The organism is Phaeobacter porticola, from assembly GCF_001888185.1.
Lineage (GTDB): Bacteria > Pseudomonadota > Alphaproteobacteria > Rhodobacterales > Rhodobacteraceae > Phaeobacter > Phaeobacter porticola.
In genome coordinates this window covers 1693791-1713668 of record NZ_CP016364.1, presented here as the reverse complement: position 1 = coordinate 1713668, position 19878 = coordinate 1693791, and the positions used below count along the sequence as shown (strand labels likewise).

Here is a 19878-nt window from a genome sequence, read left to right as displayed (position 1 = left end):
CCGATCATGGCACGTATCGAACTGAGAGATGTGGTCAAACGCTACGGCGGGGTGGAAGTCCTGCGCGACATCAACCTTGATATTCAGGACGGGGAGTTCATCGTGCTGGTGGGGCCTTCTGGCTGCGGCAAGTCCACGCTGCTGCGGATGATTGCCGGGCTGGAGCCGATCACCGCCGGTGACTTCAAGATCGACGGCGAGCGCATGAATGATGTGCGCCCCCGTGATCGCGACATTGCGATGGTGTTCCAATCCTATGCTCTTTATCCGCATATGGATGTGGCACGAAACATGGGTTTCTCCATGGAGATCCGCAAAGATCCCGCCGAGGAACGCAAGTCCCGTGTCGCCCAAGCAGCAGAGACGCTTGGCCTGTCGAAACTGGTGGACCGGTTGCCCAAGGCGCTGTCTGGCGGTCAACGTCAGCGCGTTGCCATGGGACGCGCGATCATTCGCGACCCCCGCGCGTTCCTGTTTGATGAGCCGCTGTCCAATCTGGATGCCGCCCTGCGGGTTGAAATGCGGCTGGAGATCGCGCGGCTGCACCAGCAGCTGGGGGCGACGATGATCTATGTTACCCATGATCAGGTCGAAGCCTTGACACTGGCCGACCGTATCGTTGTGCTGAACGGCGGCGACATTCAGCAGGTGGGGTCCCCACTTGATCTATACGAGCGTCCCGCCAACAAGTTCGTGGCCCAGTTTATTGGCTCACCCACAATGAACATCTTGCCCGTAGCGGGGGCTGACAGTGGTATCATGGCCAGGAACGGTATGATGCTGACGCTGGACCATATGCGCGACACCACCTCGGCTGTCGATCTGGGGATCCGGCCAGAGCATCTGGATGTGGTAAACCCTGGAGAGGGCGATCTGACAGCGGTCGCCGATGTGGTCGAACGTTTGGGATCGGACACAAATATTTATGCCAATGTCGAAGGTTTGGGGCCACTCTTGGTTCGTAAACATGGCAATATCCCCGTGCGCAACGGGGATCGGCTTGGCCTGCGCGTCCAAACTCAGAACGCGCATATTTTTGATGCCAAGGGCGTTGCCCTCCGGCCCGCGGCGTAAGCGCCAGCACAAAGGAGAGTGCTATGACCACGTCACCCCAAGTCGGAGCGCTGGATGCGCCCGGCCTCTGGTTGGAAGATCCGCATCACCGGGATTTTCTGCGTGCAGATGCCAGGCGGCAACTGGCTTTTTTTGCGGCGAGCCTTGGCGAAGGGCCGGGGTTTCACACCTTGGATGCTACAGGTCAACCGCTAGCAGATACGAAGCAGCAGCTGCACACCACGACACGGATGGTGCATTCTTATGGGCTTGCCCATATCTGTGGCTATGCGGATGCGGACCGGATTGTTGACCATGGGATCGCCTATCTGAACAGTCATCATAAGGACAGTACCCACGGCGGATATCTCTGGGCGCTGTCGGAGCGCGACGTCGCCGATGATCGCAAGCTGGCCTATGGCCATGTCTTTGTCTTACTGGCCGCATCTACTGCGAAACTGGCGGGTCACCCTGACGCCGATGCACTGCTCAGCGACGTCGCTGAGGTATTGGACAAACGGTTCTGGGAGCCAGCTGCTCGGCGGTTCGCGGATGAGTGGAACCGGGACTGGACGCCGTTTTCAACATATCGGGGTATGAATGCCAATATGCACGGGGTGGAGGCGCTGTTGACAGCCTATGAAGCAACGGGGGAGACGGTGTTTTTGACCCGTGCGGGTCATATCCTGGACTTCTTCATCGGTCACATCGCGCCGCAGCATGGCTGGCGTTTGCCAGAGCATTATACCGAGGGTTGGCAGATTGATCAGGCTTATGCAGGGGATCCGATGTTCCGCCCGGCCGGTACAACGCCGGGCCATTCGTTTGAGCTGGGTCGCCTGCTGTTGCAGCATTGGGATCTGACGGGGCGGCGCGATGACACTGCGCCCGATCGTGCCCGCCTGCTGATTGAACGTGCACTGGCAGAGGCCTGGCTGCCTGATGGCGGATTTGCCTATACGCTTGATTTTGACGGCAAGGTTGCGATGGACAATCGTTTTTGGTGGCCCGTGACCGAAGCCATTGGCGCGGTCGCAACGCTGATCAAACTGGAGGCGCGCCCTGAAGATGAGCTGTGGTACAGGCGACTATGGCACTTTGCCGAGACACATTTTATCGACAAAGATCATGGGGGGTGGTACCCGGAAATCGACCCGCAAGGGCAGGTGACGCGGACGATTTTTAACGGAAAACCCGATATTTATCATTCACTACAAGCTTGCCTGTTGCCCCTTGGTGCCACTCAGATGAGCCATGTCGCGGGTTTGAAAACAACCACAACGCCACTGCTGCCCTAAGAGCGCGGCACCGTCTCTCGGATGTATCCTCTGGTATCGCTCGCACGCGCTGAGCGGGCCACGAGTGTAGATTGGAAGATGGTGCTGGGTATTCAAATAGTGTCGAATACCTTGCACGGCGGATCATTGAGGTGCGTTGGCTAAAACCAAATAAGGGCTTAGCGAAAAACGCTAAGCCCTTGAAATTTTTGGCTCCGGCGGTAGGGATCGAACCTACGACCAATTGATTAACAGTCAACTGCTCTACCGCTGAGCTACGCCGGAATGTGGGGTTGATATATGGCGTGAAATCTGGCGCGTCCAGAGGAAAAATGCGCCGCTTTGCGATTTTTTTCAGCGCGGGCGACCTGGCCTTTCGCCGCGAACCACACCAAACAAAACAGCGGTCAATCTTGGCTGAGGCGCACCTACTTCCGATCCCGCAGATGTGCTAGGCTAAAGATGTGGGAGCTCTCATAAGGGGATCTGCCTCCCCACAAGAAAATGGTCAGAAGAGCCATTTGGCCCCGTGCAGCGCCACGACAGATCATGGTCGCGCAGCGCATGTCGGGCGTCATCCTGAGGATGTCGAGCATTGAGAAACGTGCAGACACAGCAGCGCCACTAGCGCATGCGAGGGGGATGAGATGGCAAAAGTGACAGTTCCGGGTAAATGGCCTCCGGTCGCAAATGTCTCAAGTAAGACACCGCGCGCCTGGCTGCGATATGAGCGACAGTATCCCGGATCGCGACGGCCCTCGCGGCTGATTGCACATCCAACCACGCCTTACATCGCCTCGGCAACGGTGGGCGGCAGCGATGGCAAGGTTGATCTTGCGGCATTGAGCAAGGCTGCAGAGCATTATCTTACCCAGCTTAACGCCTATGTGAACGCAGCAAAGCCACCTCTGGGCGAGACGGATCCGATGTTGGCAATGTTGGCAGACGTCGCCTCGTCACGCAGCCTGCTGCGTTGGTGTGATATCTGGCCGCAGATTGACGGTCCGCTCAGCCGTTTACAGGGGCAGATTGCCAGCTGGAACCTGTCGCGCAACGATGGCGGAGCCTTGCCTGCAACGATCATTCTGGTGGCGACGGAAGGGCTGGAAAATCCGATGATGCCCGCATTTTTTCTGCGTTTTCCCTCAGCTGGATTTCGCGTACCGATTGAGATCCGCAAGACAGCGGCTGGCTACGATCTGATCATACGCGGGCTAACGGCAGAATTTCCAGGTGGCGACAACAGTACCCTGTCGTCGCTTTTGGCTGAGTCAAGTGATGCAGAACGGCAAAGGATCCTCACCGGGTTAACGCAATCGCTGTCCGGGGTGCCTGTTGGCTTTTTGCCCGGCGACGGCAGCGTCGCCGATACCATGCCGACCAGCGCGACCGAACCGCTCAATACTGCTGATCAGCCGGTCGGGGCCAGTGGTGAAAATGATGCGCCAGTGGCCAGCACGGCGGCACGTGCCTCCGTCGGCCGGATGCTGTCGCTCCTTGATGAGGATATCGCCAAACGCAGCGGGGTCGAGGCTAGCTCCTTACTGCTGCGTGATATCCAATTTTCTGCGGATCCTGCCAATGTGGCTGACGGGGCCTGGGAAATGACCTTGACGCTACTGGCGAGGGGGCTGGAAACCCCGCGCCATTCCCCGCTGAGCTACCGGCTAACGGTGCGCGTCCGAATGGATGATCCAGGGCAGAATTCGGTCGAGCTGGTTTCGATCAAACGCGCGCCACTGGTTAGCCATGCGGTTGCCGGTGGCGGGCTGCCGCCAATTGCGCCATTCGTGCGTGTGTTTCCGGTGCCGCCGCCGGATTGGCGTGCTGCGGTTGCGCCGGACCATCCATCCCCCCCGCTTGCCTGGCGGCGGCCAACACGAGAGGATAGCGTTCTTGACCTGTTTCGCGAGACCGTTGCCATCGAGATTGGCACCGGGCTGAAGATGCAGCAACCGGCCTATGTTGTGCGCAATTGTCCCCGGTTTGTACCTGGCGATGGTGATAGTAATCTGCCAAAGGCGCTGCCACCCATGGATGTCACGAACGTTCCACCGCGCCGCAATCTTTCTAGTGCGATCAGCGCCTATTGGAACAGTAAGGCGTTTTTTGACAGTATGCGTGGAATGGGCATCACCCCCGAAAGCTATGTGGCGACGGCTGACGGGCCGCTGTCGGTGCACTACCGGTCGGGCATTGTGCCGGGACCAGGGCGCAATGGGCGCACCATCAATGCGCAGGTGCGATATGAAGTGGCCGTGAATGCGGCCATCCAGAGCAAGCCCAGCATTGATATGCATCTGGCCTTGGCCAATTTGAACCGCTGGGCGCGGGTGGGGGCGGGAACACCGCAGAGCCAATTGGAGCCGCTGGGCTTTGCCAGTAGCGGGCGTTGGATGCTGCATGAGTTTGGTCACTACCTTCTGGCCGCGCGCATTGGTCAGCTGGAATTTGACTTCGCTCACAGCGCCGGTGATGCTCTGGCGGCGGTGTATTTTGATCCGTTGTCGGATCTGTCCAGCCCCACCTATGCGGGTGACCCGAAGATGCGGGGCTGGACCTTTCCGTTTATTTTTGCGCCGCGTCGCCATGATCGGACACCAGCGCTGGGGTGGGGCTGGTACGGGTTGCTGAACCGGTCGGTGGTAGAGGATCCACCACCGTCGGGCACCGAGCATAAAGCCTATCTGACCGAACAAATCCTGTCATCGTCGATATTCCTGCTGTACCGGGCCCTTGGTGGCGATACATTGAGCGGCGATGAGGCAGACTGGGCGCAACGCACCCGCGCATCTGACATGACGCTCTATCTGCTGATGCAAGCGCTCGCCGGACTGGCGCAATCACCATCGCGGGCTGAAATGCTGGAGAGCGGGATGGAGGCTGCGGGTTGGAGCGCGCCAGCGCTGGTGCCATTGCCACGGGGCGGAGCAGATTGGGCGCCTGCCACTTCGCACAAGGTCGCGCGTTGGGCGTTTGAGATTATGGGCATGTTCCCAGACGATCCTGCCTTGGTCAGCAGTGAGGCCGGGGCACCACCCTTGGTCGATCTCTATATCCGCGACAGGCGGGCGGAGGTGTTTCCAACTGGCGATGGACCGGTCCAGGTCGGGGCAGGGAGCTACTTGCCAGTGTCGCTACACTGGGCGGCGAATGCCGACTGGACGATGCCGACCCTGCTGCCGACGATTGGCAATAGGGGATCCGTGACTGCGAATGCTACAACCCTGCGGCTCTGGGCCGGATGGGTGCTTGAGGATCAGCCACTGGCGCGCGTGATGGACCGCAGCGTGCAATGGTTGGCACAGACGCTGGATCTGACCTTGCCGGGTATCACCGCAACGCAGGTACAGGAGTTAAGCGATAGCGACGAGCAGCAGATCACGCAATTGGTCACCTCCGCACGCAACACAGCTGCGCCCGGATTACAGCTGGTGGTGCTGGTCGAAGTGAGCCAGGTGGAGGATCGCGCCAATACCGATCCGGCAGCCGGGCTGACTCTGGCCATTGGGGCGGGGGATTCGCCCCCACAGAAGGTGCAGGCCCTTGTGGATCTGGTTGCCAATGACAACAATCTGGGCCTGCGCATTCTGATTTAGGCTTGGGATGTCAGGTCAGATCAGCCGACACCCAGGGGGTTGGCCATTCTGTCTTGGCCTTGTCGAGGATGCGATGCAGCGTCGGCACGTTGATATGGGCCCAAGGGTCGCCACCTCCGTCGGGATTGGCCGGGGCATTGTCCATAATGCAATACCAGATTCCGGCGGCGATATGACGACCGGCGGTAGAATCCGACGGGTAGTGCACACCGATCCGCTCTCGGTTTACTGCAATCCGATTGGCCATGGTAAGCAACGGCGATGCAATGACGCTGGTCCCCAGCAGATCGTCATAGCCAGGCTTGCGCAGCAATGTGCCTGCCGGGATCTGGATATCGGTCCCGGATCCATCGGATTTATAGCCTTTCACCACACCAAACCGCTGCGCAATGCCCGGAATTTCCAGCAGCAGCAACGACAAAAAATGCGCCAGGAAGGCATGACCGCTGGGAAAAGCCGGATGCGCCGGCGGGCCAAATGGCACGGTTAATCCAGGCCGCAAGATCGAAGGACGCACCCGTTTGAAATACGCCTTGTAGCTCATGTAGGCGACATTGCCGACCGCAAGTCCCAGATCAATCAGCTTCAGTGTAAATGGGTGATCAAAACTATTTGCGCCCAGAAAATGGATCAAATAGGCCGGTAAGCCATCCGCCTGAACATCGCATTCGACCATATATTGCTGGCGGTCGTCCTCCATATACATCTTGAGGATCTCCAGCTCTGCCACGATGATGTCAAAAGCCGCCTCTGCCGCGGTGCGCGATTGCGCGGCGGTGCCGGTTTGAACATAGCGCCAGAGCAGGTCGTTGTTTTCCAGCCAGCGGTTGCCCACATGGGCCGGGTGCCAGTGAATGTCCTGCGAGGCAAATTCCAGTGCCGCAAGGGTTGCCGGTTCCGATCTGTCTGCCGCCCGTAGCCACTCACCCAGATTCGGATCAAACGGCAGGGTCCAAAAGCGTAGCGCCGGGTCCCAATCCTCGGTGATCCATTCCAGCGTGACAGGGTACTGAGCCGCATCGGTTGGCAGCTGATAGGGGTTGATGATCATCGACAGGGGAAACGGGTCGCCGCCATTGTTGTCGGGACTGAAATCCAGCGTCCAGGGCAATAGACCCAGTTCGGCAGGCGTTGCGTAATAGCTGCGCAATGTCCCGATGCCGGCATCTGCGCCATTGCCCAGAAGAAACCCGTTATCCTCCAGACCAAGCCCCAAGCCGGATCCCAGCCCCAGACCATTGCCCAGCCCTAGGCCGGATCCCAGACCCAACCCAAGACCGGACCCGAGGCCGAGCCCCAGTCCCATTCCCTGGCCGGCGCCCAGCCCATTTCCTAAGCCATTACCAAGCCCCAGCCCGTTACCTAGACCGCTCCCCAGCCCCAGGCCATTGCCGAGCCCTAGTCCAAGCCCCAAGCCAAGCCCGTTTGACGCGCCTTGCGAATTGCCATGTGATGCCATCACAAATCCCCCTTTACCGTCTAATACACGTTAAAAAACATCCCAAATGACTGCCGTTATGAGGCCTGGTGCCTGGTGGATATGATGGTACTGCCTCTGGTTTTATTGGTTTTTTCGGGTTGCCCCGAGGTGGTATTATCTCTCCGCACTAGGCGGGCAGCCCTGCGCGTATCAGCCCGTCGGTCAGACGGTCCAGCGCCTCTTTTGATTTCAATGGATACCATATGGCGAATTTCGATACCGAGAAACCGGGATCCAATTGCAGTATTTCTTGCGCTACCTGCTGGGCTTCGCCAGTGCGACCGCGCAATGCGCTACACGCCGCCAATAGTCTGAGCGCGGCCATGAACCGGGGTTTGTTGCGGCGGGCGTTCTTTAGAAAGCGACAGGCTTCGTCAAGGTTACCATCCACAAATTCCGCCAGTCCGGCCGCGGTCAAAAAGAAGAAATTCAACGGATCATACGGCGCGAGCCGCCAGACATTCAGCAGACGCTCACGCGCCTCGGCTCCGTCGCCAAGATACGCATAGGTTATTGCGCTCAATCCCCATGCCAGGGGCAGGTTTATATTATGTGCCAGGGCGTCGTCGAACAATTCCAGCGCGTCTTCGGGGCTGTTTTCATGCAGGCTCAGCACATGAGCACGTACTGACAGCGTTAGCGCATCGTCCGGGTCCAGTTCGACCGCGCGGCGGGACAGGTTGATCATACTCAAAATATCGTCGCGCGGGTTTTGCGAATGGCCCTCAGCCAGAAAGAAGTTCATGCACCAGGCCAGATAAGCGTGGGCCTGCGGATAATTGGGGTCCAGAGCCACCGCGCGTTGCAGCAGGGCGATGGCCTCTCCGTAGCTGTCGTCATCCAGCTGATAGAGTTGGGCAAGGGCGCGCAGCACGCATTTGTAGGCGTCCAGGCTGTCGGTGCTGCGGGCGCTGATATGTTCCGCTTCGGTGGACAGAACCTTGGGTTCCAACATGGCAAGAATGCCGGAGGCGATTTCGTCCTGAAAGGCAAACAGATCCTGCAAATCGCCCCGATATGTCTGCGCCCAGATCGCGCGGTTGCGCAATACGTCCATCAGCTCGGCAAAGATGCGGATCTGGTTTCTGTACCGGTCCACGGCACCGGTCAAAATATAGGACACCCCAAGGCTGCGCCCGATGTCAGCGGGATTTTCATGGCTGCCGCGAAATTTGAGCGTAGACGTGCGCGCCATGACAAACATCGCCCGGCTGCGAGACACACCAGAAATGATTTCTTCGGTGATGCCATCGCCAAAGTATCGCTCCTCTGCCTTGGCGCCACGATCCTCGAATGGGAGAACGGCCAGGGTTGGGCGAGTTTTCCAATCTGCATGAGGACGTAGGGGGAGTATTTCCCCGGCGCTCTGGCTGACCTGAAAGATTTGCACTGGACGATCGATATTTTTCAGCAGCGGCGCACCAAGATCGTGAAACCGCAATGGCAATTTGCCGCGTACAATATCACGGACCATCTTGGTTACGACAACCGTCCCGGGGTCAGCCAGTTGATGAATACGGGAGGCGACAACAACGCCATCCGATTGCACTGTCCCGTCGTCGTCAATCACATCGTCAATATTGACGCCTATGCGGATCTGCATCGGGTTGGTGTCGATGTCTTGCTGGCCCAGACGGTTTTGCACTGACATTGCCCATTGGACAGCGTCGCTGGCACTGGTGAACTCCAATAGCAATGCATCCCCTGCGTCTGAGCGTCGAACGCCGTTGAATGCCAGCATTTCGTCCAGCAATACGGCGTCGCGCAGATGACCCCAGCGGCGCACTGTGTCGGTTGTGCTGATCTCCATGTGGCGCGTGTAGTCAGCCACATCGGCAAAGGCAAAAGCCGCGAGCCGGGTCGAGATCTTGGGTAACGTCTTTTGGATGGGCTCTTGCATGGAGTATGTCCTGCCGCCTATAGGCAGGCAGTATATCCAATTCACTCAAAACTTAAAGAATGATGGGCGCAAAATTTGCTGGTCCAGCCGCATTCCTGACATCTGCAAGTGCCTTCGCGCGATCAGCCGTTTTTCCCTTCAACCTCCGGGTATACAGCGGTCTTTTTAACCACGCCATAGACAAAACTGGTATCGATTGAGCTGATGCCGCCGATTGGATGCAGGCGTGCTCTCACAAAGCCTTCGTAGCCCTCAAGGTCCGCAACCACCACGCGCAATAAATAATCGGCTAATCCAGTCATCACAAAACAATCCAAAACTTCGGGAGTGTCGCGGATCTGCCGTTCAAAATTGGCTACAACGGCTTCAGTGTGGTTCTCCAGGCTGACGCGCACAAAAACGGTGACGGGAAGGCCATATACCTTGGCATCCACATCAATGCTGTAGCCCCTGATTACATTGGTGGTCTCCAAAATCCGCAACCGCCGCAGGCAGGGCGAGGGCGACAGGTTGACCTCGGCAGCAAGATCAAGATTCGTCATCCGCCCATTGCGTTGCAGGGCCCGGATAATGCGTCGGTCAGTCGCATCCAGTTGTGGTTTTTCTGGCATAATATGCCAATCTCCATATTGTTTGAGGGTAAATTAGCAACTAATCTCCTCCGAGACCACCTTAAGATGCTGGAAACACAACAGGGTGATTTCCATGACCAAATCCGGCTCCAGCTTTTCCACACGTGCGATTCATCACGGCTATGACACGCAGTCGCAGCAGGGCGCGTTGAACCCGCCGATTTATCTCACCTCAACTTTTACCTTTGATTCCGCCGAAGCCGGGGGAGAGATGTTCACTGGTGAGCGGGAAGGTCATTTCTACAGCCGGATCTCCAACCCGACGCTGGACCATCTGGAGCAGCGCATCGCCAATCTGGAGGGCGGCGAGGCCGGTTTGGCAACGGCCTCGGGTATGGGTGCGATCACCTCGACGCTGTGGTCATTCCTTGCAGCAGGTGACGAGATCATCCTCGACAAGACGCTTTATGGCTGCACCTTTTCCTTTATGACCCATGGGTTGCCACGGTTTGGTGTCAATGTGCGCCTGGTGGATATGACAGATCCGACCAATCTGGCAGAGGCGATCAGCCCGAAGACTAAGCTGGTGTATTTCGAAACCCCAGCCAATCCCAACAACCGGCTGATTGATATCGCTGCGATTTCCGAGATTGCGCATCAGGTGGGTGCCAAGGTGGTGGTCGATAATACCTTTGCGACCCCTGTTCTGACCCGCCCGATTGAACTGGGCGCAGATATCGTGGTGCATTCCGCAACTAAATTCATCAGTGGCCATGGCGATGTTATTGCAGGTCTGGTCGTTGGCTCAAAGGAGGATATCACACAAATCCGCTTGGTTGGCCTCAAGGATATGACCGGTGCGGTGATGTCGCCCTTCAGTGCCATGCTGTTGATGCGCGGGCTGAAAACGCTTGAGCTGCGCATGGAGCGTCACTGCAAATCTGCGATGAAAGTGGCGCAGGCACTGCAATCTCATCCAGCAGTGGAGCGGGTCTACTATCCCGGCCTTGATGATTTTGCTCAGGGCGATCTTGCACGGCGGCAGATGTCGGGCTTTGGTGGCATGATCCCGTTTGAGGTTGTCGGCGGCAAGGCGGGCGGTATCGCCATGATGAACCGGCTGGCGATGATCCAGCGTGCGGTCAGCCTAGGTGATGCGGAAACGCTGATCCAGCACCCGGCCAGCATGACCCATTCCACCTACACCCCTGAAGAGCGCGCCGAACATGGTATCGCTGAAGGTCTGGTGCGGATGTCGGTAGGGCTTGAAGGTGTCGACGATATCATCGACGATCTGATGCAGGCGCTGTCCTCGCATAACGCCTACGCCGCTGCCTGACTTCGGCTGTGCCCGGCGCGTCCCTTTGGGCGCCTTATTGAACCGCCGTGCCCTTCAGGCCGCCCTATGTAAAAGGCCCCCTCCGCACCCCGGCGGGAGGGGTATCTTCGATTTATGCCAACGAGTTTGACCATGACCCCGACAACCGCCGCGCCGCCACCCTCTCCTGAAATGCTGAAGACGATTGAGCAGCGGTTGCTGTGGCTGTCACATTGGATGATTCACAACGCCAACCACCTGCGCGCTAAGGAAGATGGCATCAAGATCGGCGGCCATCAGGCCAGCTCTGCCTCCATGGTGTCGATCATGACCGCGCTCTATTTCAGCGCGCTGCGGCCCGAGGACCGGGTGGCGGTAAAACCCCATGCCTCGCCGATCTTTCATGCGATCCAGTATCTGATGGGCAACCAGACCCGTGAGAAGATGGAGAATTTCCGCGGTTTTGGCGGGGTGCAGAGCTATCCCAGCCGGACCAAGGATATTGATGATGTGGATTTCTCCACCGGATCTGTGGGTCTTGGGGTGGCGATCACCTCCTTTGCCTCCATGGTTCAGGACTATATCACCGCGAAATCCTGGGGTGCGGACGCGCCACAGGGACGCATGGTGGCGCTGGTGGGGGATGCCGAGCTGGATGAGGGCAATGTGTACGAATGCCTTCAGGAGGGTTGGAAGAACGATCTGCGCAACACCTGGTGGATCATTGATTATAACCGCCAGTCCCTTGACGGGATCGTGCGCGAAGGGCTGTTTCAGCGGATCGAGAAGATCTTTGACGCCTTTGGCTGGGATGTGGTGAAGGTAAAATATGGCGCCCTGCAACGCGCCGCGTTTGAGGAGCCGGGCGGCGACAAGCTGCGTCAGTGGATTGATGACTGCCCCAACCAGACCTATTCAGCGCTGACCTTCATGGGCGGAGCGGTCTGGCGCCAGCATCTGATGGAGGATCTGGGCGATCAGGGAGATGTGACCGCGCTGATCGAGCGACGTTCGGATGCGGAGCTGGCGGCGCTGATGGAAAATCTCGGCGGCAATTGCGTGGCCACCATGGCCGATACCTTTGCCGCCATCGACCATGACCGCCCGGTTTGTTTCCTGGCCTATACGGTGAAGGGGTGGGGCACGCCCATCGCGGGCCACAAGGACAACCACGGCGGCCTTATGAACAAAACCCAGATGGCGGAATGGCAGCGCTATATGGGCGTCGCTGAAGGGGAGGAATGGGAGCCATTTGCAACGATCGAAGATGCGACTGCGCTGCAAGGGTTTCTGGATCAGGCCCCGTTTTTTGCCAAGGGCGCGCGGCGCTATCAGGACGCGCGCTTGCCTGTGCCGGCGGTGGAGGTGAAGACCGACCGCGAGATGTCGACACAGATGGGATTTGGCAAGATCCTTGATGACCTCTCCAAAGGCGACAGCGATCTGGCAACGCGGATTGTCACCATGTCCCCGGACGTAACTGGCACCACCAACCTTGGTCCTTGGGTGAACCGGCGCAAACTGTTTGCCCGCACGGCTCAGGCGGATGCGTTCATTGAGCATAAGATCCCGTCGACCGCCAAATGGGAGTTTACACCGGACGGCCAGCATATCGAGTTGGGCATTGCGGAGATGAACCTGTTCCTGCTGCTGGGGGCTGCCGGCCTGTCTCAATCGCTGTTTGGCAAGCGGCTGATCCCGATTGGCACTGTCTATGATCCCTTCGTCGCGCGCGGCCTAGATGCGCTCAATTATGCCTGCTATCAGGATGCCCGATTCATGATCGTTGGCACGCCGTCTGGCGTGACGTTGGCACCGGAAGGGGGCGCACATCAATCCATCGGCTCGCCACTGATCGGGATGAGCCAGGACGGGCTGGCCGCGTTTGAACCTGCCTTCGTGGATGAGCTGGCGGTGATTATGGAATGGGCGTTTGATTATCTCCAGCGCGACGGCGAGGGCGATCCGGACGAGCGCACATGGTTGCGTGATGAGACCGGCGGCTCGATCTATCTGCGGCTGACCACCAACCCGATTGAACAGCCCGGCAAACGTGTTGACGATGATTTCCGGCAGGGGGCCATTGATGGCGCTTACTGGCTGAAAAAACCGGGGCCGAACTGTGATGTGGTGATCGCCTATCAGGGGGCCGTCGCGCCGGAAGCCATTAAAGCCGCAGCCGCCATTGGCGAAGGTCGCCGTGACGTGGGCGTGCTGGCCGTCACCTCAGCCGACCGGTTGAATGCGGGATGGACTGCAGCGCAGCGGGCGCGGGCACGTGGTCTGCCGCAGGCACAAAGCCATATCGAGGCGTTGCTGGCCCAGCTGCCCAGCCATTGCAAGCTGATCACAGTGATTGACGGGCACCCCGCAACCCTGAGCTGGCTGGGGAGCGTTCAGGGGCATCAGTCTATTCCGCTTGGCGTTGAACATTTTGGTCAGACCGGCACCATCGGTGATCTCTACCGCCATTTCGGCATCGACGCGCAAGCCATCACCGCAGCCGCTGACGGGCTGACGGCCGGGCGACAGCTGAAGGTGGTGTAACGTCTTTCCTCTTCTGAGACAGGTCAACGACTACAGATGTTGAACGTGAAAAAGGCGCAGTCACCTGCGCCTTTTTTGAAATGTGATTGCCTGATGCGAAGGCGATCAGTTGTCAGACTCCTGCGCCTCGCGGAAGATCCCGACCAGTCGCGTCACATCACCATTATCGTCGCGAATAGCCATCCCCTGGCTCTCCACGCTGACCTCGACGCCATCGGGACGGATCAAACGTTTGATGAATGTGAAGCCAGTTCCCGCTTCGATGGATTCGGAGACAAGACGCTGCACATCCTCACGGTCATCAGGGTGGAAGAAGGCAATCGCGCTGGCGATATCCGGACTATACTCCTCTGGCTCTACACCATGGATCTCATAGACCTTGGGCGACCAGTAGGGCGTCTGGCCATCGGCATCGATGGACCAAAAGCCGATCCCGACCATATCCTGAACCAATTCAGCCTGCGTCAGCAACTCTTCAGCCCGTTCGCGCGCCTCGACGGTTTCCGTGATATCTGTTCCGATGGTAAAAACAGTCGGTTCTTCGGTAATGTGATGCGGGAATCGGTGGCGATCCATGCTGATCCAGCGTTTGCCTTTGCCGTCGTGCGTATCGACCTGCAACAGCGCGCTGTCAAAACCCTCATCGCTGTCGAGAACCTTAGTATCCTCTTTGAAGACGTCTTTGCTGACGTTGCATTCAACGCCGAGTGAAAAGACGCTCTTGTTAAGGGCCTTGTCTCGGCTGAGGCCAAGCAGCCCGGCATAGGCAGAGCTGATCCGCAGGATTTCGCCGGAGCGGGCGCGGTTCAGCAGGAACAGGTTGGAGTTGTCGAGGATCATCTCCATCTCATGCGCCATACCGGGGAACTCTGATACCACCATCGTGACACCTAGGATCTGGCCATTGACGTCGAAATACGGCGAGCAAGTGAGCCGGATCCGAGTGCCGTAGGAGGTGAATTCCTCGGTAACGGTTTGTCCTAAACGCAAGGCCTCGCTGCAAATCGGTGCAAGGATCGGGAAACCGTCGGGCAGGGCGCATTGGCTGATGTGCGGACTGGAAATCGGACGCCGAATATTGAACATCTGGGTTGCCGCCAGAGTCGCCTGAGTGATCTGCAACGCGCTGTCGGCCACCAGGATGGCCAGTGGCGTGCTTTCCAATACCGAGATCAGCTCACCGGTTCGACCGCTGAGCTCGGACGCGGTGACCTGAAGCTCTTCGTTGACGGTGATCAGCTCTTCGTTGGTGGACTGCAGTTCCTCGTTCGAGGTTTCCAGCTCCTCGTTGGTGGCTTGCAGCTCCTCGTTGGTGGATTGCAATTCCTCATTGAGCGACTGCAATTCCTCGTTCGAGGTCTCCAGCTCCTCAATCGTCTGCTGCAAAGCCTCGCGGGTTGTTGCGACCTCGTTTTCCAGATTGCGGATCCGCTCAAATGCGGCGTCACCCTCTTCACCGACAATCGGGGTTCTGCTCAATTTAGCACGATCCACCGTCACGGGGGTGAACACCACCAACGCGGCGCGTTCGCTGATGTCCTTGGCGATGATCGGATAGACGTCGAGACGGATTTCCTCGTCGTCAGTTTCGGCCAGCAAATGGCGCACGCCCCCTTTGTGGGATCCGTTTTTCAAGGCAATGGTGATCAGGCTACGGGCTTCTTCACGCAGCGGACTGCGCAACAGGTCGAGATGCATGCGCAGTGAGCTGGTTTCACTTACCTCAATGAACTGGCTTACATTTCCATAAACCCGAGCGATGGAAAAATCTTCGGTCACGAGGAGCGAGTTTTTACCTAATGATTGTGCCAGTGCTTCAAAAAGCTGACGATCCGTCGATGGCCCCTGCTGGGACGGCGGTTTAATGGACGGGCGCTGCACCACCATAGGCACGGATGGCATGTTATAGGGCTGCGGTGATTGATTGGCGCGCAGCGAACGCTTGCGATAAACATGGGTGGCAGCGCGGTCTTGCACGAACAGCTCATCTGAGCCTGCTACGCTTTCGGCGGTGCCAAGAAACAGCAGCCCGTGTGGCGACATCGCATAGTGGAACCGCGACATGACCTTTTGCTGCAAGGGGTTGCCGAAATATATCAACAGGTTACGGCAGCAGATCAGATCGACCTTCTGAAACGGCGGATCCTGACAGACATTGTGATCGGAAAACAGCACCGCATTGCGCAGGTTGTCGACGACTCGCACTCCATCGGCCTGACGGATCAGGTACTTGTCGGCTAATTCCGTCGGAATGTCATTCAGCGCCGCCAGACTGTAAACCCCGCGACGGGCGGTTTTCAGCGCGTCCTTGTCGATATCCGTCGCAAAGATCTGAACCCTTGATTTCAGTTGATTGGTGGGGTTGCCGAGAGCCTCTGATACTACCATCGCGATTGAGTACGCCTCTTCGCCGGTGGCACAGCCTGCCACCCAGATCCGCAGCGGACCGGGGCCGCGCTCCTTGATCAGCTGTGGCAGCAGATTTTTCAAAAGCTCGAATTCTTCCTTGTCACGGAAGAACCGTGTGACCGAGATCAGAAGATCCTTGAACAGCGCATCGACCGCATGAGGGTTATTGCGACAGAACTGGGTGTATTCTTCTTGGGTTTCGATCCCAAGCGCGATCATGCGTCGCTCAATGCGGCGACTGATGGTGGTCTGCTTATAGTCGCGGAAATCCACTCGGGTGCGGGCCAAAAGGATTTGCAACAGATCTGAGACCGGAGAGTCGCGCAGATTGTTTTCGTTACGGAACGAGCTGAAATCTCGGGGCGACGACAGGATTTTTTGCAGGTTGGTGCCAATATCCTGCGGGCGCAACACCAGATCGACACAGCCGGTTTGAACGGCAGCGACAGGCATACCGTCGTATTTCGCGCTCTCGGCGTCTTGGGCAATTGTGATCCCGCCCGCCTCGCGAATGGCCTGCACACCATACGCCCCATCGCTGCCGGTGCCCGACAGGATAATGGCCATGGAGTTCTCGCCGTTCTGTTCAGCCAGGCTGACAAGAAAGCGGTCAACTGACGGTCGGGGGGTGCCGGGTTCGGCATCCGGATTTTGCAGCAGGCGAAGACGCCCATCGGTGTAGACCACATCGCTCTTTGGGGGGGTGATATAGACAACATTGGCCTCTGGGGTGGTGCCATCTTCGATGGTGCCGACCTTAAGCTGGGTTTGTCGTGCAACCAGCTCGGTCATCAGGCTCTTGTGGTGGGGGGACATATGTTGCACCACAACATAAGCCGCTAACGCGTCCACCGGAAGCGTTGCCACCAACTCACGAATTGCCTCCAGTCCGCCTGCGGACGACCCGATCCCGACGATGGTCAGGTCTGTAGTAATTTGCGTTGTCATAAGGGTGCCTATCGTCTAGCGTATTTAAATCTATTATCGCCTTGATCGCCGCGAGGTCCATGGCTAATAGCGGAAATGTAGCATTTGCATCGCAACTGAGATGCTGCGTATCTGATCTGGTTGAAAGAGGGCGCGAAGATGATTGCAAGCAAAGGTTGTATAAATCTTGACGCGGATTGCAATGTCAAACTACGCTTTATCAACGTTTTGTAAACTACTCCTAACTACATATTAAAACATCTCCAGAGATACGGGTTGGGTGTAATGAACGTGGTGGCCATGACTGACAATACTGAGACTGGAGAAGAGCAGCGCCGGTTCATCGTGAACCTGATCGCCGAGGAAGGCGCTGTACCGTTTGTCCGGTCTTGTGAGGTGGTTAGCCGAACGTTCCGCAATCGAACGTCGTTTGTGAACACTTTACCAATGCATGAGGTCTTTTGCGATTCCATCGCGGATGGGCTGAAGGATTGCGTTAATATGTTGTCTGGCGAGACCCAGGTGATTTCGCTGCCATCATTGATCCTGGAGGTGCCGGGTTTGGTGCTGGCAGGTGCACATATCCTTGCTACCGCTAACGAAGATGGCACGCAGTCGATCATCATACGGTTCCGCACGAGCCTGGGTGGGATCGGTCATGCTTTCCGCCCCGATGTCGGTTTTGGCGCAGGACTTGAAGATATGACGCGCGAAGTGAGCGCGCAGGTGCTAACGGATCTCGCGTTGCCATTGCTGAATGTCCTCTCTGCAACTGAGGCAGGCTTGGTCGACGCAGAGAGCGCAATAGGGGCGCTGAGTCAGCAATTGGCGGATCGGGTGCATGAGATCCGCTTTCAGATTGAACTCGTCAAACGTTACACAGATGGGCTGGAGCGACAGCGCGGGGGCAATCAATCTACCGAAGTTGCCGAGCAGCGGGTGCGCAAGCTTACGTCCTGCTGAGCGTCATCAAATGCCCTGATCGGCCATTGATCCGCTTGTGGTCCGTGGGTGCTCTAAGTCGCGAATAGTTATTTACATGGCTTCCATATGCGGCTTTCGCTAGTTTTTTCAGAATGATTTCCAGAGAAAAGTAAATACGCGCACTGGTTGTGTTGGGGCGATCTGAAATTGACGCCATACGCTCTGTCACGCTTTGCCTGTAGGAATGTCTTGAGGCCGGTTGCATGTCCTCCATCGGAACGAACATCTTGCGCCCGACGTATCGTCTCGCGGACGCAATCTTTCATTCCATCCATTTGTCCCAAGCGTTGCCAAGGCCGCGCGAACAAGGCTTACAAATTTTAAGGTTAGATATTTTAATCTTGAAATAAATGGCAACTTCGGCCTAGGCTCGTTCCAGGCGGTCGATGAAACGACCTTTGGACACAGCGTATCTTGGTGATCGCGCCGTTGTTGCCTCATGATACAGTCTATGCCGCATTCTCCGAATTGGAGGATCGGTCTCGCTGGCTGGACATGCGGACAACAGGCTATCAGTCGTTCCGGGATAAGATCGGCAAAAAGCTGGCGTAACGCGGTCCAATCGGAAAAACTATGCAACGAAGGGCCGTCATTCGAAACGGCCCTCATTGCTCAGACAGATCAGGGAGATGGACCAAATGAAGACCCTCAAGACAATGGCGCTGGCAACAGCCGTTTCGACCTTAGCGATGGCAGCCGCCGCCGAGACGAAGATCGGCATGATCACAACTCTGTCCGGCGGCGGGGCCGGTCTTGGTGTGGATGTCCGCGACGGCTTTATGCTGGCGATCGACCAGGCGGGGCGCGACAATGTCGAGGTGGTGATCGAGGATGATCAGCGCAAACCCGAAAGCGCCGTCCAGATTGCTGATCGCATGATCCAGTCGGAAAAGGTCGATATCATGACCGGCATCATATGGTCCAACCTTGCCATGGCTGTGGTGCCCTCGGCAACGGCGCAGGGTGTGTTCTACCTTTCACCCAATGCGGGGCCCTCGGCACTGGCGGGCAAGCGTTGCCACGAGAATTATTTCAACGTTGCATGGCAGAACGACAACCTGCACGAAGCTGCCGGTGCCTACGCGAATGATGCGGAACTGAAAAACAGCTATATCCTCGCGCCGAACTACCCGGCGGGTAAGGACGCGCTGACTGGATACAAGCGTATGTATGAGGGCGATCTGGCGGGCGAGACCTATACCAAGCTGGGCCAGACCGACTATGCCGCCGAGATCGCGCAAATCCGGGCATCGGGCGCAGATTCCGTCTATTTTTTCCTGCCAGGTGGCATGGGGATTTCTTTCCTCAAACAATATGCGGACAGCGGTGTTGATCTGCCAGTGGTTGGCCCAGCCTTCAGTTTTGACCAGGGCATCCTGCAAGCGGTTGGAGGCGCGGCCTTGGGCATCAAAAACACCTCGCAGTGGAACAAGGACCTGGACACACCGGCGAACACTGCCTTTGTCGCGGCATTTGAGCAAAAATACGATCGTCTGCCATCGCTCTATGCCAGCCAAGGGTATGACACCGCAAACCTGATCCTAAGTGCGCTCGATACAGCGGATGTGTCCGACAAAGACGCGTTTCGTGCGGCACTGAAAGCGGCGAAATTTGATTCCGTCCGTGGTGCGTTCAAGTTCGGAAACAATCATCACCCGATACAGAATATCTACGTCCGTGAAGTGATCCAAGAAGGGGATGTTTTTACAAACAAGATCATAGCCACCGGTCTGGAAAACCACGCCGACGCCTATGCGGCCGACTGCAAGATGTAAGCCTAAGATCCTCGCACGCAGGGGGCGTAACGCCCCC

At 57.5% G+C, this 19878-nt stretch carries 11 protein-coding genes and 1 tRNA gene; 7 read left to right on the top strand and 5 right to left on the bottom strand.

What is annotated here, in order from left to right:
* The first annotated feature begins 6 nt into the window (after positions 1-6).
* Positions 7-1074, top strand: coding sequence for an ABC transporter ATP-binding protein (locus tag PhaeoP97_RS08285; RefSeq protein WP_072504676.1), 1068 nt, complete (start codon positions 7-9; stop codon positions 1072-1074).
* Between the two features lie 23 nt (positions 1075-1097).
* Positions 1098-2351: an AGE family epimerase/isomerase gene (locus tag PhaeoP97_RS08280; RefSeq protein ID WP_072504675.1), complete on the top strand. Its 1254-nt coding sequence runs from the start codon at positions 1098-1100 to the stop codon at positions 2349-2351.
* A gap of 189 nt (positions 2352-2540) precedes the next feature.
* Here PhaeoP97_RS08280 and PhaeoP97_RS08275 read toward each other — a convergent pair.
* Positions 2541-2615: transfer RNA gene (locus tag PhaeoP97_RS08275), tRNA-Asn, on the bottom strand.
* Positions 2616-2977: 362 nt separating this feature from the next.
* Here PhaeoP97_RS08275 and PhaeoP97_RS08270 point away from each other — a divergent pair.
* Complete coding sequence (locus tag PhaeoP97_RS08270; protein WP_072504674.1) at positions 2978-5929, top strand: hypothetical protein; 2952 nt, start codon at positions 2978-2980, stop codon at positions 5927-5929.
* Between the two features lie 10 nt (positions 5930-5939).
* Here PhaeoP97_RS08270 and PhaeoP97_RS08265 read toward each other — a convergent pair whose 3' ends face one another.
* From PhaeoP97_RS08265 to PhaeoP97_RS08255, 3 genes are all read right to left on the bottom strand, one after another.
* The gene (locus PhaeoP97_RS08265) at positions 5940-7388 is read right to left on the bottom strand and encodes a phosphatase PAP2 family protein (RefSeq protein WP_237029001.1); all 1449 of its coding nucleotides are present in this window, start codon (positions 7386-7388) and stop codon (positions 5940-5942) included.
* Between the two features lie 148 nt (positions 7389-7536).
* Complete coding sequence (locus PhaeoP97_RS08260; RefSeq protein WP_072504672.1) at positions 7537-9309, bottom strand: tetratricopeptide repeat protein; 1773 nt, start codon at positions 9307-9309, stop codon at positions 7537-7539.
* 122 nt (positions 9310-9431) lie between these two features.
* Complete coding sequence (locus tag PhaeoP97_RS08255) at positions 9432-9920, bottom strand: Lrp/AsnC family transcriptional regulator (protein ID WP_072504671.1); 489 nt, start codon at positions 9918-9920, stop codon at positions 9432-9434.
* A gap of 94 nt (positions 9921-10014) precedes the next feature.
* Here PhaeoP97_RS08255 and PhaeoP97_RS08250 point away from each other — a divergent pair, with 94 nt between their 5' ends.
* Positions 10015-11220: a methionine gamma-lyase gene (locus PhaeoP97_RS08250; RefSeq protein WP_072504670.1), complete on the top strand. Its 1206-nt coding sequence runs from the start codon at positions 10015-10017 to the stop codon at positions 11218-11220.
* Between the two features lie 114 nt (positions 11221-11334).
* Positions 11335-13746, top strand: a complete 2412-nt coding sequence (locus tag PhaeoP97_RS08245; protein ID WP_072504669.1) for a transketolase-like TK C-terminal-containing protein — start codon at positions 11335-11337, stop codon at positions 13744-13746.
* A gap of 105 nt (positions 13747-13851) precedes the next feature.
* On the opposite strand, the gene PhaeoP97_RS08240 is transcribed toward PhaeoP97_RS08245, so the two are convergent.
* Positions 13852-17103, bottom strand: coding sequence for a CheR family methyltransferase (locus tag PhaeoP97_RS08240; protein WP_072504668.1), 3252 nt, complete (start codon positions 17101-17103; stop codon positions 13852-13854).
* 279 nt (positions 17104-17382) lie between these two features.
* Here PhaeoP97_RS08240 and PhaeoP97_RS08235 point away from each other — a divergent pair, with 279 nt between their 5' ends.
* Positions 17383-18045 carry a hypothetical protein gene (locus PhaeoP97_RS08235; protein ID WP_237029000.1) on the top strand — a complete coding sequence of 221 codons (663 nt, stop codon included), beginning with the start codon at positions 17383-17385 and terminating at the stop codon, positions 18043-18045.
* Positions 18046-18704: 659 nt separating this feature from the next.
* On the top strand, positions 18705-19841 hold the full coding sequence (locus PhaeoP97_RS08230) for an ABC transporter substrate-binding protein (protein ID WP_072504666.1): 1137 nt from the start codon (positions 18705-18707) through the stop codon (positions 19839-19841).
* The last annotated feature ends 37 nt before the right edge of the window (positions 19842-19878 follow it).